Below are 14,175 nucleotides of genomic sequence, written 5' to 3'. Positions count from 1 at the left end.
AAATAATCATTAAATACTTGGGGTTGAAAGGAGCACTAAAATGGGAAAGGCAATATTTATTGCAGGTACTGATACAGATGTAGGAAAAACTTTTATTACTGCAGGGTTAAATTATTCTTTAAATAAAGCTGGCTATAAATGTTGCAGCTTTAAGCCGGTGCAATCTGGCGGAATAGAATCTAACCACTCTCTTATCCCGGGAGATATAGACTTTATAAAAAAAATAACCGATATTGATGAGCCATATGAAAAAATGAACTCTTACTGCCTAAAAGAAGAGGTTTCACCTCACTTGGCATCTGAATTGGAAGACATTCAAATTGACAGAGAAAAGATAATAGCTGATTTTAATTACTTAAATCAAAAGTATGATTATACATTGGTTGAAGGAGCTGGAGGCTTAGTTGTTCCCATAATAAGAAATAAATATTATATGTATGATTTAATAAAAGATTTGAATATTCCTGTTTTGCTGGTAGCAAGAGCAGGAGTAGGAACAATAAACCACACTGCCCTTACCTGTGAATTTGCTAAACTCAAGGGAATTAAAATAAATGGAATCATTATAAACGAATATAAGGGAAAACTTTGCGAAAAGGACAATATAGATATAATTACTAAAATAACAGGTATTCCTGTAGTTTCAGTAATGCCTTTTATTAAGACTGATAAAATTTCAGACATTAAGGCTTGCTATGAAAAACACATAAAACTAAGACAGGGGGACGGTTCTCTTGTCTCATTATTTTGAGACAAGAGAACCGTCCCCCCTGTCTTAAAAATGAGGAGGTTTTTTTAAAATGAACACTATGAAGTCACTTCAGGAAAAAGATTTAAAACACATATGGCATCCCTGCTCTCAGATGAAAGATTATGAGGACTTTCCTCCAATCGTAATAAAAAAGGGTTATGGTGCGTATTTAGAGGACATAGACGGCAAAAAATATTTAGATGCTGTATCATCTTGGTGGGTAAACCTTTTTGGTCATTCAAACAAACGTATTAATGAAGCTTTATACAGGCAGGCAAACAAATTAGAACATGTAATTTTTGCTAATTTTAGCCATGAAGCAGCTATTGAGATGTCAGAAAGAATAGTCAATCTGCTTCCAGAGGGTCTTAACAAAATATTCTTTGGAGATAATGGTTCATCCGCTGTTGAAATTGCCTTAAAATTAAGTTTTCAATACCATCAACAAGTTGGCAAAACTAAAAAAACGCGTTTTGTAGCTCTTACCAATGCCTATCACGGAGAGACTCTAGGTGCTCTTTCAGTTGGCGGAGTTGATTTATACAACAGAATATACAAGCCGCTATTAGTTGATGTTATACGTTCTACAGGCCCTGACTGTTATCGCTGTAAATATAATAAACACAGAGATACCTGCAGCGCAGAGTGTTTTTCTATGATTGAAGAGGATATTTTAAAAAGACATGAAGAAATAAGTGCTGTAATTGTAGAGCCTTTAGTTCAGGGTGCAGGCGGAATAAAAATTTACTCTCCAGTGTATCTTAAAAAACTTCGCAAACTCTGTGACAAATACGACATTAACCTTATTGCAGATGAAATTGCCGTTGGATTTGGACGAACTGGCAAAATGTTTGCATGCGAGCACGCAGACATTTCCCCGGACATAATGTGTATGTCAAAAGGACTTACTGCAGGATATTTACCCCTCTCCCTTGCTGTTATGACAGACAAGATATACAATGCCTTTTATGATGATTATTCAACAATGAAGGCCTTTGTACACAGTCACAGCTATAGCGGAAATCCTTTAGGTTGTGCAGTTGCAATTGAAACTTTAAACATATTTGAAGATGAAAAAATATTAGAGAAAAACAGAAAAAAACAGACCTACCTTATGGAGTTGGCAAAAAGAGAACTGCTTGATATACCTCAAGTTGGTGAATACAGACAAATAGGTATGATAGGTGCAATTGAGCTTGTAAAAGACAAAAAAACCAAAGAACCTTTTGATGGAAAGAAAAGAGCTGGGTACAACATATATAAAAAGGCTCTAGAAAAAGGTGTACTTTTAAGGCCATTAGGAGATATCATATATTTCATGCCCCCTTATATAGTGGAAAATGAAGATATGGACTTTATGGTAAAGACTGCAAAAGACTCGATAAATGAGTATTTTAAATAATTAGGCATTAAAAAAAAACAGGCTTTTTTAAAGGCCTGTTTTTTAATAGGTCTTAAACAAAAAAGGGGGACTATATACCCCTCTTTTTTTACTCTTCATCATCAACTTCTTCTTCAGCATCAATTTCATATTCTTCTTCATCATTAAACTCTTCTTGAGGAATAAACTCTTCTTCTTCCTCCTCAGGAATATAAATTTCTTCTTCAATGTTTGTGATGCTTCTATATTCTTCTAACCTTTGAACATCACTTATAGGATTACGATCAATACTTAACTCCTCTAGTGAAGATAAGTTATCTAATACACTTATATCTGAAATTAAATTGTTGTATAAATCCAGTTTAGTTAAGCTTGTAAGTCCACTAAGCGGGCTGATATCTTCAATTTTATTATTATACAATATCAATTCAGTAATACCTGATAAGTTCTCTAATCCATGAATGCTTGTTATTTGATTACTGTTAATATCAAGTACCTTTAAATTGGACAAGGTAGTTAATGAACCAATCTCAACAACATCATTTTCTGCAAGTATTAATGTGTGTAAAGAACTTAAATCACTCAAAGGTGAAACATCTACAATTCTATTTCCCTTAAGATCTAAGCTGTTTAAAGAAGTTAAACTACTAAGTGAATGTATATCACTTATAAAGTTATAACTTAAATTTAATTCTTCTAAATTACTCATATGTCCTAATGCACTTACATTTGTAATTTGATTTCGAGATAAACTTATATTACTTAAATTATTTAGGCTTTGAATAGGACTTAAATCGCTTATATAATTGTCGTCTAAATTTAAGTCTCTTAGGTTAGTCAAAAATTCTAATCCATTAAGATTTTGAATGGAAGAATGGCTTAAATCCAAAGACCTTATATTTGATACATCAGAATCAAATATAACTCCAGTTGGTTTGTCAATCCGATTTCTAATTTTTGTTTCTAAATTTCCATCAGAAAAGTCAATCAATCCTGCTTTCTTTCTTATAATAGCTGTTTCATTTTCATTAAAAGTATTTTCAACTTCGCTAATACTGATTTTCCCATCCTTTACTTGAAGTGCAATAAATTCAGGATAATCTACAGATTCAGAGTCAGATTCTACAATCGTTGTTGCTGAAGTGTCTGTCATAATGTAGTTTTCGTAATAGAAAGCCGTTCCAAAAACTGAACCTCCCATAAGTACAATAACTAAAAGAATAAATAAAACAGTCTTTAAAACTTTTTTCTTTTTTGGTGGTTCTTCTTCTGAGTTGTATCTACTTAAAAGATCTGAATTGCTTTCTTGCTGCTTTGTCATAATAAATCAACCTCCTAAAATTAATTCTTAATATCCCCTTCAAACACTAATAATTGCTTAAATACATATTTTTCTAGTAAAACAAAAAAAAGAAAAATAGCACCTCTGACTTTTGTCAGAATTGCCATTGCCTGCTAAAGTTATTCTTACAAGTCAATTATATCATAAATAATCTTTTTTCACAATATACAGACAAAAGTTGGGTGTATATATTAAAGGTGGATAACATGCACCCACAAAAGTCAGACCTATGTTATTTATGTGATTCATCTACAACGCTTTTGAAATCAAAAGAAACATCACCTTCCACTTTAGAAAGGTATGCCAAAAACTCAATATTACCCTCAGGCCCCTTTATAGGTGAATAATCAACACCTTTTATCTTAAGATCACACTCTAATGCAAAGTTTAAAATGTCCTCTATAACCTCTATGTGTGCCTCTTTATCTCTTACTACCCCATTTTTGCCTACTTTGTCTTTTCCAGCTTCAAATTGAGGCTTTATAAGACATAAAATTTCACCATCTGCTTTTAAAAGATTCATTGCCACAGGAATTACTTTTTTCAAAGAAATAAATGATACGTCTATTGATGCAAAATCCGCTAATGTTCCAATTTTCTCATTAGTTACATATCTTATATTTGTCCTTTCCATACACACTACCCGATTATCATTTCTAAGCTGCCAAGCAAGCTGTCCGTAGCCTACATCAATGGCAAAAACTTTAGAAACACCCTTTTTAAGCATACAATCAGTAAAACCGCCTGTAGATGCTCCTATATCAATTGTAGTCTTTCCATCTAAATCAATATCAAAAACCCTTACTGCCTTTTCAAGCTTTAGTCCACCCCTGCTTACATATGGATGAATGTTTTCTTTTATAAATATTTTAGAATCTATATCAACCTTTGTTCCAGGCTTATCTTCCTTATTTTCATTTACAAAAACTACACCTGCCATTATTGAGCCTTTAGCTTTTTCTCTGCTGTCAAAGTACCCTTCTTGGACAAGAAGTACATCCAGCCTCTCCTTTTTCAAATTAAATTCCCTCCAGCTTCACCTTTTACACCTCTGCTCTTATTAAACATTTTTAGTATATCACTAAAAATTGACTTGGTATCCAATCTGAATATTTCTTGTAATTCATTTTTAGAACCATGATAAATAAACTCATCAGGGTAACCAAAAATCTTTGTCTTAACATTTATACCTCTTTGATTTATCAACTCAAGAATTTTACTTCCAAAACCACCTTCAATGGCATTGTCTTCAATTGTTATAACTCTTCTTGTCTTAATTGCAGAATTAATTATATTCTTTGGATTAATAGGTTTTATAAAGCGTGAATAAATAACATCAGCTGATAAGTCTATTTGCTCCAATAAATCTGCAACTTCAAGAGCTGTTTCCACTTTATTCCCAACAGCTATAATAGATATATCTTCGCCTTCTCTTAAAAGAAGAGATTGTCCTAAATTAATATCAGGTGCATCAAATAATTTTTCCTGCCCGTTTCCTCTTGGGTATCTTATTGCTATAGGTCCGTCAAACTCTTCCACAGCATAGTTGAGCATCTTTTTAAACTCACTATAATCACAAGGTGCCATGATGGTCATGTTTGGAATATGACTTAAAAAGGATATATCGTATATTCCTTGATGTGTTTCCCCGTCTTCTCCTACTATGCCTGCTCTATCTATTGCAAAAACCACATGTAATTTTTGTAGTGCTACATCATGAAGTACTTGATCATACGCACGCTGTAAAAAAGAAGAGTATACGGCAAACACAGGCACTAAATCATTGCGAGCAAGCCCTGCCGAAAAAGTAACCGCATGCTGTTCAGCAATTCCAACATCAAAAAATCTATCAGGATATTTTTCAGAAAATGTGCCTAAACCTGTACCATGAGGCATTGCAGCAGTAATTGCAACAACTTTCTCATTTTTTTGGGCAATTTCATCCAATTCCTTTCCAAAAACATTTGAGTAACTTGAACTTTTACTTGAAATAACTTCGCCTGATTCTATTTCAAAAGGTGCAATTCCATGAAACACATCTGGATTTTCTTCTGCATGACTATATCCTCTTCCTTTTTGAGTACAAACATGCACAAAAACCGGACCTTTAATACTTTTTGCCCTATTTAGTACATCTTCTAATTCTGTCATGTCATGTCCATCAATTGGACCTATGTACTTAAACCCAAGTTCTTCAAATATAACCCCGGGCATTATCATGTATTTTATAGAACCTTTGACTTTATCAATAGCTCTTATTGCACTTTTACCTATAGCTGGAATTTTCTTTAATATTATATCTATATCCTCTTTTACTTTATAGTAAAATGGCTCTGTTCTTATTTTATTTAAATAACTAGAAAGTCCTCCTACATTTTTGGATATAGACATTTCATTATCATTTAATATGACAATAAGATTGTTTAGAGACCTTCCTGCATCATTAAGAGCCTCAAAAGCCATACCCCCAGTTAATGCACCATCACCTATTACTGATATAACCGAATACTTTTCTTTTTTTATATCTCTAGCTTTTGCAATACCTAACGCAGCTGAAATTGATGTACTACTGTGACCGGTATTAAAAGAATCGTGGGAACTTTCATTAACCTTAGGAAAACCTGACAGCCCGTCTAATTTACGCATATTGTCAAACATATTTTTTCTGCCTGTGAAAATTTTATGAACATAGCATTGATGACCTACATCCCATACTATTTTATCAAAAGGAGTATTAAAAACTCTGTGAAGAGCCATGGTAAGCTCCACAACACCAAGATTTGATGCTAGGTGTCCACCTGTTCTTGATATTTTTTCAATGAGAAATGACCTTATTGAAAAGGCCAACTCTTTAAGTTGTTCATCACTAAGTTCCTTAACGTCCTCAGGAAAATTTATATTGTCTAATATATTCTGCAACTACTTTTCATCTCACTTTCAAGCTTTTTTAATATTTTCAAAACTCAATACAAGGTGAAATAAATTCCTGCTTATATTAAATTTTGGTTTTTAAATGTCTTTTTGTTATAAAACTCAACACTATACTTACTTTATAAACAATATAATTGCTGTGTTTTAAAGCAATAGTTTTTCCTATTGCCTTACCTCCTATTGTAAGTGCTGCTACAACACCTGTCAAACTCAAACTCACAATGGTTGATGTTGGTAAATTTGCTGATTGAGATATAGCTATAATAATAAAACCTATGGCAGCTCCACTTATAACTCCACAAATATCTCCTACAACATCGTTACATATACTAGAAACTTTATTTGCATTTCTTACAAGTTTTATTGCCTGCCTAGCACCGTAAAACTTTCTAGATGCCATAGAATGAAAGGGTGCCTCATCTGCTGCTGTCACTGCAATACCTATGGTATCAAAAATTATTCCTACTACTACTATAATCAATACTATCAAAAAAGAAAAAATTAAGTCAACATTCTCTAACAAAATAGAAGAAGCAAATGAAAGTCCTGAAGACAAAATAAACCCCACTATAGTAATAACTATAACCCATCTGGTATTTTCTTTTTTGGAACCAACAGAATTTGATTTAAACTTAACCTTTTTACCATTGTTAGGATGTTTAATATGCTCATCCACTTAAATGTTTTCCTCCAAAAGTAATTTTATGTATTAACACAGGATGGAAATGTGTTGAGTAAATTTTGCGGCTTAGGTCAGGCCTGATTTCCACTGGAATCACTGAAATGTCACCAAATCAGCGGTTTCCCTTTAAGATTCCACCCATATTGTTACCAAATATGATGCCTGATTGCCACTTAGTCCACACTTCAATCCTCAACACATTTCTAAGCAGAACAGTCTAGGGGATTTCCCCAACAGTCTAACCGATTCCTAGCCTCTTTTGCAATGTTGGTTTCAAACTGCATTAGTACAGATTGTATTGGCCAATACATCCATACCTGACCATTATCCGCCAACACCACTCAAGGCAGGCTACACTGTACACAGCACTTACTGTACCGCATAACAGGTTTATTCCCTACTCGTAGTCAACATGGCATACTTTAAGTATGTTCCACAAGTTAGGGTCTCCACGGTAGAGGGGTCAACGCCCACATGCCATTGCGGATCGCCCCTAAACCTTAACTCCCAGCACCAGCCCACTACTGGGCGTAACAAGCCGACACCAGGAACTTCATCGATGTGCCCTTGACGGATTTTTAGCCCCGTCTTCAGAATCGGCAGTACTGACTAGAATACTGCTCCATCCTGTTTTCATTAGCTTTTTAAAAACCAACTAATAAATTTACATTTTTATTATTGGCTTATTTCTTATTTAGTTTTAATAACCTTTTATAACAATAAATCAGCTTTTTATACTGCATTTCTCGCTTATTGTGATAAAAAATTATATCATATTTATGTACTTTGTGCAACTAGCCTTTTAATTCCTTTCTTTAATTCCAAGTGTATATATTAAAGGTGCAAAAAAACATTCCAGAAACTAAGGTTTCACAGTCTAAATCATGTAAATATCTCTTTTATAATTTTACCCTAGATAAATCTCACAACAAACTTGTTATCTTATAAATGCACCTGTAATCTCAAATTTAGGAAATCTAATTTTTACTATGAATAGACTTTATCCAAACCAAAAACCAATCATAATTCCAAGGATTGCTCCCATAAATACTTCAAAAGGAGTGTGTCCTATAAGTTCTTTTAGTTTTTCATCTATACTCTCTTTATTATTACTTGAAAAAATCAATCGGTTTAAAACCTTTGCCTGTTTTCCTGCTGCTCTTCTTACCCCGGCTGCATCATACATAACTATAAACGCAAATGCCAATGTAATTCCAAACTCAACAGAATCAAACCCCTGGCTCTTTCCTACAACAGTTGCAAGACAAACAATAAAAGAAGAGTGGGAACTAGGCATTCCTCCAGAACCAACAAACCTAGTAAAATCCAGCTTTCTTTCAATAATAACAACATTAAATACTTTAATTAATTGAGCTAAAAACCATGAAAATACAGGCACTGTTATTGTTCTATTAGATAATATTTCACTAAGCAAATTCACTCACATTCCTCCAATAAGTACTTTTTAACATAACTTGTCTGCAATTTCTTATAATGTTAAAATATACCCGTGGTTACTGTTTGTTAAAGTCCTCTTCTTTAATAGAACCCTTTTCATCCTCTATCAATATTGTTATCTTTTTCTCCATTTCATCCAACATTTTGCTAAGATTTCTTGAAAGTCCCATTCCCTTTTGAAATGCCTCTATTGAGTTTTCTAAAGGCATTTCACCTTTTTCAAGATCTTCAACAATTTTTTCTAATTCATTCATAGACTCTTCAAAAGTCTTTTTTTCTTTAGACATTTTTCTTACCTACCTTCCTACAATAAGCTAAAAAATCACTCTTTTTCAAGCACCGAACAAATTACTTTTCCATCTTTTAAACCAACTTCTATTTCATCACCCACATTTACATCATCTATTGATTTTATGAAAATCCCCTTTTCTCTTGACTTTAAAACTCCATAACCTTTTGACAATACAGCCAGAGGACTTAGTGTGTCAAGTTTTCCAATTAACAAATTGAATTTAGCCGATAATCTTTCATGTTTAACTAAAACAGCCTTTTTTATATCCCTATTTAATATATCAAGTCTCATTCTCTCCTGATATATCCGATCATAAGGTTGTCTTAAAACAGAGGAACTTTGAATTTTCAAAAGCTGCTCTCTCTTTATCTTTAAATTACCATGAAGGGAATTTACAAGCCTTAAATGTAACTCTTTTATTTTATTTTCAATAGCTAATTTTTCAGGAATAACTACTTCTGCAGCAGAGGATGGAGTTGGAGCTCTGACATCTGACACAAAATCAGAAATTGTATAGTCAGTTTCGTGTCCTACTGCAGATATAACAGGAATATCAGATTCAAATATACTCCTAGCAACTTCTTCAGTATTAAAAGGCCATAGCTCTTCTAAAGAACCACCGCCCCTTGCGACTATTATTACATCTACACATTTTAACTGATTAAACTTTAATATACCTCTGCTAATCTCCTTTTCTGCACCTTCTCCCTGTACTCTGACAGGATATATTTTTATGCTTGTATTATAAAATCTTCTGTTTAATACATTAATGATATCCCTTATTACAGAACCTGTAGAAGATGTAACCACTCCTATATTTTTAGGCAAAAAAGGTATGTCTTTTTTGATACCCTCATCAAACAACCCTTCATTAAAGAGCTTTTTCTTAAGTTGTTCAAATGCTATATGTAAATTTCCAGTGCCATCATTTTGCATCTCCTGAGCATATAACTGGTATTGACCATTCTTTTCAAAAATAGAAATATATCCTTTTATTATAACTTTCATTCCATCTTCAGGCATAAATTTTAAGTTTAAGTTGCAATTTCTAAACATTACACACCTTATCAGGCAATTTTCATCCTTTAAAGTAAAATACATATGCCCTGAAGAATGATTTTTAAAATTAGATATTTCACCTCTTATCCATAGATTTGAAAGAACAAAGTCTCTTGACATAACCTCTTTTATATATCTATTTATAGAAGTAACAGTTAAAATTCTGCTATTATTTAAATTCATATACTTCACCTAATTTTAAATCCTATTCTTTTTTTTCTTCAATAGCTAAGAAATTGTCTTTTCTGATTTTACCAAGTATACCATTTACAAATGCTCCACTTTCTTCACCACTGTAGTTTTTAGCAAGTTCAACAGCTTCATTTATAGATACATTAATTGGTATATCTTCTCTAAAAACAATTTCATAAATTCCAAGTCTTAAAATAGACAAATCAACTTTAGAAATCCTAGATATCTTCCAGCCTTTTGAATGATTTTCTATAGTCTTGTCTATATTTTCTTTATTTTTGTACACTCCATCAACTATATCAGTTATATATTCTACATCTTTATCTTTTAAATTATATTCTTCTAAAGTGCTTTTAATTTGTTCTTCTCTTGAATCCTTTCGGATTTCAAGCTGATACAAAAGCTTCATAGATACTTCTCTTGATGCCCTTCTCCCCATTATTAGTATATACCTCCCCAAACTATATTCCAAAAAATCTTTACCTATATGTACCTGGCGGCAATATACGATCCAAAAGATTTTTTATGTAGTCCTTGTCATTAGAAATCTTTTTTCCTATATAATAACCTGCCAAAATACATATTGCAATAAAAATAGTTCTTATAAATCCAATCCACAGTATGCATACTGAAATAATTAGGCCTCCAAGGGCACCATTTATTTCACCAAAATGTGAACGATAAAAGTTTAAAATCTTCTCTTTATTCACTATGTATGCCTCCATTATTCAACTCTTGACCTGTAACCTGCATATATATTTTCTACAGATACTTTTACATCATCTACTAAAATACCAGAAGTATCTTCAATAGACTTCTTAACTCTACGCTGTACGTCTTCAAGAAGGGCTGGAATGTTGATATCAGGCATAACAACCGTTTTAATATGTACTGAAACATTTTCGCCTGCCCTTTTAACATAGGCTTTTGACTCCCTCACTCCATTATTTCTTCTTGATGAAGCAAGAGCTATATTTTCAATGGTATTTAGTGATATTTTCACCTCTCCTATCTTATTAAACTTGCTTATGGATTTTCTGTTTCTTTCACTTCTTACTCCAGAAAGCAAGAACATAAGACTTAGTCCAAAAAATATCAACTCTATTATAAAAAGTAATATAACAGAAGCTTTGTTGGCCAGAACATTTTCCGCCAAAAAATCTGTTGCAGTTACAAACATTCCTTTATTCAGAGTGATAATCATCATAATCAGCGATATAACTGTAAGACAAAAAGCATAAAAAGCTAACAAAGTCCTGAAAATAATATTCATATACCCAGTACCACCCCTTTATTTTATCTTGTGTTTTCAAAAGACTCTATTACATTATATTTTATTTTGATAAAAAAATAAACCCTACAGGGTTATTATTTTATCTTTTCCAAGAAATATTTAATATATACCTGTAATTTAATTAAAATATAGATATTATTTTTAAATATCCCTTTAGTTATTTTACTCTAGCAATTTCTTCTGCAGGTTCTTTTTTATAATCTTTTTCAATATTCACACCCTGTATATGGATATTTACTTCTATAACATTAAGTCCTGTCATTGCTTCAACTGCATCTTTTACCCTCTCTTGTATATCCCAAGAAACTTCTGGTATCCTGCATCCATATTCAACTATTATATATAAGTCAATTGCGGCTTCTTTGTCACCAACTTCTACCTTTACACCCTTGGACAAATTCTTTCTTCCTAGCATTTCAGCAATTCCTCCAGCAATTCCTCCACTCATACCTGCAACTCCTGGAATATCCATAGCTGCAATGCCAGCAATTATTGCTACTACTTCTTCAGAAATTCGTACTTCTCCTGCTTCGGTTAATTTATTTTGTATATTACTTTGATCTGCTTCTTCCATATTAAAACTCCTCCTTTGCTACAAACAGAAACCAAGAGCCTAAATACCTCCTTTTTGGGCATCCAAAAATTTATAGTGCTTTATAAAGGAAATACCTATAGTAACTCTTGAAAATAATCCATAGATAATTATATCATTTCAAAATTGCGATATCAACACAAAGGAAATAATTAAATAAACTATTTTTATATTAAAACTTTGGCCTTACATATATATCTTGAATATCTACCTCAGCATGCCTCGAAGTAATATCTGCTATCTGAGCAACCTGTACCGACGTGAGGCTTGGAGTTTTAACTATTACATCAACGCTGCCATCACTGCCAAATAAAACAACAACATCATTAAAGCCCTTTTCCTTTATTAACGTTTCAACTCTCATTTCCTTTTCCGAGTTTCCTATTATTTTCATCATTAATTCCTGTGCATTTTTCTTAAGTTCTTCACTTGACCCAACATCTTCTGAAATTTCTTTTAATACGTCTTTGTCCCTGCTTCTGGTTATTTCTCTATTTATTTTTGCCTGGGCAAAAAAATTATTGGTGTCCTGAGACGCTTTTAGAGCCTCTTGTTTATCGTCTTTATCCTCTTCTTCATCCTCTTTTTTAGCTTCAATATCATCTCCCATTAAATCTCTGTCTACATATACAGCTTCGCCAAGTCGAACATCATTTTCTTCTGTTTCATCAATTGTTACATTTTCGTATGAATCACCAACAGAAACATCGTCCCATTCATTAACGGATACACTGCTCTTATTGTAGCTATACTGCAAATACCCTGCTACTACTATCATCAAAATCAAAGACAATACAACAACCTGTTTTCTTTTAAAAACCATCATTAATAATCCCCCTTTAAGCACATTAATTTTTTATAGTAAACTTAATTTTTACTATCATATATATTATATTTCCGTCCAATTTATATCTTTTTTTTGGAATAGCTTAAATTATTTTTTTCTTTCATAAACTTGTATTCTATGAACTGGAACATCCAGCAAAACCTGTACAGCCTTTAAAAGACTCTCTCTTACAGTTAAATCCGCCCCTCCGTCTGCAACGACAACAACTCCTTTTACAACAGGATATACCTCCTTAACAATAAATGGATTCTTCACACCTCCTCCCTCTTCTTCATATACAACACTGCTTTCAAAACTACTCTGTTCAGATGTTCTAGTTCCCCCTGCACTGTCCACTTCATCAACATTATCATCATTTTTCTTTATATCTGTAAATGGTACAAGTTCCTTTCCCGACTCATAGGTTATCAATACCCTTACTTTTCCTGCACCCTCTATTTGTGACAGTATCTCTTCCATTTTTAATTCCAGTTCTTCTTTTTCATCTGAGCTCTCAACAATTCCTGAAGTTTCTACTTCTTCAAGTTCAACCTTTTCAATTTTAGTATTTTCTTTTTTATCCCCTCCAAAAAAAGAGCCTCCTGCTATAATTATTATTACTCCTATAATTATTAGTATTACTAAATTTTCTCCAAGTTTTTTATTATCTTTATCAAACATATTTTTTAATTTTTTAATAAACTTTTTTATTTTCTCCATTTTGTGACCCCCTTAATTATCTTCAAAAGAAACAATAATGTTTTCTTTTTGTATTTTAAAAAGTCCATGGATTTTATCCTTTAGTTTTTTTTCAGTTTCTAAGTCTTTATAATCGTCAGTATCTTCTCTATCTTCCGATGATGTTTTACCAATTCTTATTTTTTCAACATTTAAAACAGGCTTAATATCGTTTTTTTCCTCATCCATTAAAACATGCAAATATACTCTCTTTACTTCACCAAAATTTTCACAGTCATAGTCTTCATTAATCATAATGTCTGCTCTAGCATCACCAACCTTATCAACTCCTTTGGCCAAAGATTCAAACTGAGATATAATTTTTTCTCTATACACATATGTCATCTGATTAATCTGATCTTCCTTTAAAACATCACTGTTTATGGATATTTCTCTGGCATCAATAAAATTACTGTCTTTAAATTTAAAATTTTCTAAATTTATGTCCATTTTAAAAAGACCTAATATAGGATTAATAAGTGCAATCACAAGAATAAAACCAGTTACTAAATTCACAACCTTCTTTATTTTTCCTGAAGGCACAAGTATTTCTATCAATATTATGAAGATAGACAGAGTTACAATATTTAAAATCCATTCCTTTAAAAAGCCCATTATTTTATCCTCCGTTTGTCTT

Annotated in this window: 16 protein-coding genes; 2 read left to right on the top strand and 14 right to left on the bottom strand. The window is 32.4% G+C overall.

Annotated features, from left to right (window positions below; translation table 11 throughout):
• Nucleotides 1-40: 40 nt before the first annotated feature.
• Nucleotides 41-751, top strand: coding sequence for a dethiobiotin synthase (gene bioD, locus RBH29_RS02560; protein ID WP_306694905.1), 711 nt, complete (start codon nt 41-43; stop codon nt 749-751).
• Nucleotides 752-809: 58 nt separating this feature from the next.
• Entirely contained in the window at nt 810-2,153 is a 1,344-nt protein-coding gene (gene bioA, locus RBH29_RS02555) for an adenosylmethionine--8-amino-7-oxononanoate transaminase (RefSeq protein ID WP_306694934.1), read from the top strand.
• A gap of 88 nt (nt 2,154-2,241) precedes the next feature.
• Here the strand turns inward: bioA and RBH29_RS02550 are convergent, their stop codons facing one another.
• The 14 genes from RBH29_RS02550 to spoIIIAF all read right to left on the bottom strand — a co-directional run bounded on the left by RBH29_RS02550 (nt 2,242) and on the right by spoIIIAF (nt 14,153).
• Nucleotides 2,242-3,453 (bottom strand): leucine-rich repeat domain-containing protein, encoded by a 1,212-nt coding sequence (locus RBH29_RS02550; RefSeq protein WP_306694904.1) that lies wholly within the window; start codon nt 3,451-3,453, stop codon nt 2,242-2,244.
• A gap of 253 nt (nt 3,454-3,706) precedes the next feature.
• A complete protein-coding gene (locus RBH29_RS02545) occupies nt 3,707-4,492 on the bottom strand; it encodes a TlyA family RNA methyltransferase (RefSeq protein WP_306694903.1) in 786 nt (261 codons plus the stop codon).
• Nucleotides 4,489-6,393, bottom strand: coding sequence for a 1-deoxy-D-xylulose-5-phosphate synthase (dxs, locus tag RBH29_RS02540; protein WP_306694902.1), 1,905 nt, complete (start codon nt 6,391-6,393; stop codon nt 4,489-4,491). Before dxs ends, RBH29_RS02545 begins: the two co-directional genes overlap by 4 nt.
• 76 nt (nt 6,394-6,469) lie before the next feature.
• A complete protein-coding gene (locus RBH29_RS02535; protein ID WP_306694901.1) occupies nt 6,470-7,081 on the bottom strand; it encodes an Mg2+ and Co2+ transporter CorB in 612 nt (203 codons plus the stop codon).
• A 1,006-nt stretch (nt 7,082-8,087) separates the two neighbouring features.
• Nucleotides 8,088-8,528 (bottom strand): divergent PAP2 family protein, encoded by a 441-nt coding sequence (locus RBH29_RS02530; RefSeq protein WP_306694900.1) that lies wholly within the window; start codon nt 8,526-8,528, stop codon nt 8,088-8,090.
• Nucleotides 8,529-8,601: 73 nt separating this feature from the next.
• On the bottom strand, nt 8,602-8,832 hold the full coding sequence (gene xseB, locus RBH29_RS02525) for an exodeoxyribonuclease VII small subunit (RefSeq protein ID WP_306694899.1): 231 nt from the start codon (nt 8,830-8,832) through the stop codon (nt 8,602-8,604).
• 35 nt (nt 8,833-8,867) lie between these two features.
• The gene (xseA, locus tag RBH29_RS02520; protein WP_306694898.1) at nt 8,868-10,079 is read right to left on the bottom strand and encodes an exodeoxyribonuclease VII large subunit; all 1,212 of its coding nucleotides are present in this window, start codon (nt 10,077-10,079) and stop codon (nt 8,868-8,870) included.
• A 22-nt stretch (nt 10,080-10,101) separates the two neighbouring features.
• Nucleotides 10,102-10,527, bottom strand: a complete 426-nt coding sequence (gene nusB, locus RBH29_RS02515) for a transcription antitermination factor NusB (protein ID WP_306694896.1) — start codon at nt 10,525-10,527, stop codon at nt 10,102-10,104.
• A 40-nt stretch (nt 10,528-10,567) separates the two neighbouring features.
• The gene (locus RBH29_RS02510) at nt 10,568-10,798 is read right to left on the bottom strand and encodes a DUF2273 domain-containing protein (protein WP_459076748.1); all 231 of its coding nucleotides are present in this window, start codon (nt 10,796-10,798) and stop codon (nt 10,568-10,570) included.
• Between the two features lie 14 nt (nt 10,799-10,812).
• Complete coding sequence (amaP, locus tag RBH29_RS02505; RefSeq protein ID WP_306694895.1) at nt 10,813-11,361, bottom strand: alkaline shock response membrane anchor protein AmaP; 549 nt, start codon at nt 11,359-11,361, stop codon at nt 10,813-10,815.
• Between the two features lie 178 nt (nt 11,362-11,539).
• Nucleotides 11,540-11,956 carry an Asp23/Gls24 family envelope stress response protein gene (locus tag RBH29_RS02500; RefSeq protein WP_306694894.1) on the bottom strand — a complete coding sequence of 139 codons (417 nt, stop codon included), beginning with the start codon at nt 11,954-11,956 and terminating at the stop codon, nt 11,540-11,542.
• Nucleotides 11,957-12,146: 190 nt separating this feature from the next.
• The gene (locus RBH29_RS02495) at nt 12,147-12,800 is read right to left on the bottom strand and encodes a SpoIIIAH-like family protein (RefSeq protein WP_306694893.1); all 654 of its coding nucleotides are present in this window, start codon (nt 12,798-12,800) and stop codon (nt 12,147-12,149) included.
• Nucleotides 12,801-12,908: 108 nt separating this feature from the next.
• Entirely contained in the window at nt 12,909-13,520 is a 612-nt protein-coding gene (locus tag RBH29_RS02490; protein ID WP_306694892.1) for a stage III sporulation protein AG, read from the bottom strand.
• A 12-nt stretch (nt 13,521-13,532) separates the two neighbouring features.
• Nucleotides 13,533-14,153 (bottom strand): stage III sporulation protein AF, encoded by a 621-nt coding sequence (gene spoIIIAF, locus RBH29_RS02485; protein ID WP_306694891.1) that lies wholly within the window; start codon nt 14,151-14,153, stop codon nt 13,533-13,535.
• Nucleotides 14,154-14,175: the final 22 nt, after the last annotated feature.

The sequence above is a fragment of the Herbivorax alkaliphila genome (assembly GCF_030848475.1).
Classification (GTDB): domain Bacteria; phylum Bacillota; class Clostridia; order Acetivibrionales; family Acetivibrionaceae; genus Herbivorax.
This window is presented reverse-complemented; position numbering and strand designations above follow the sequence as displayed.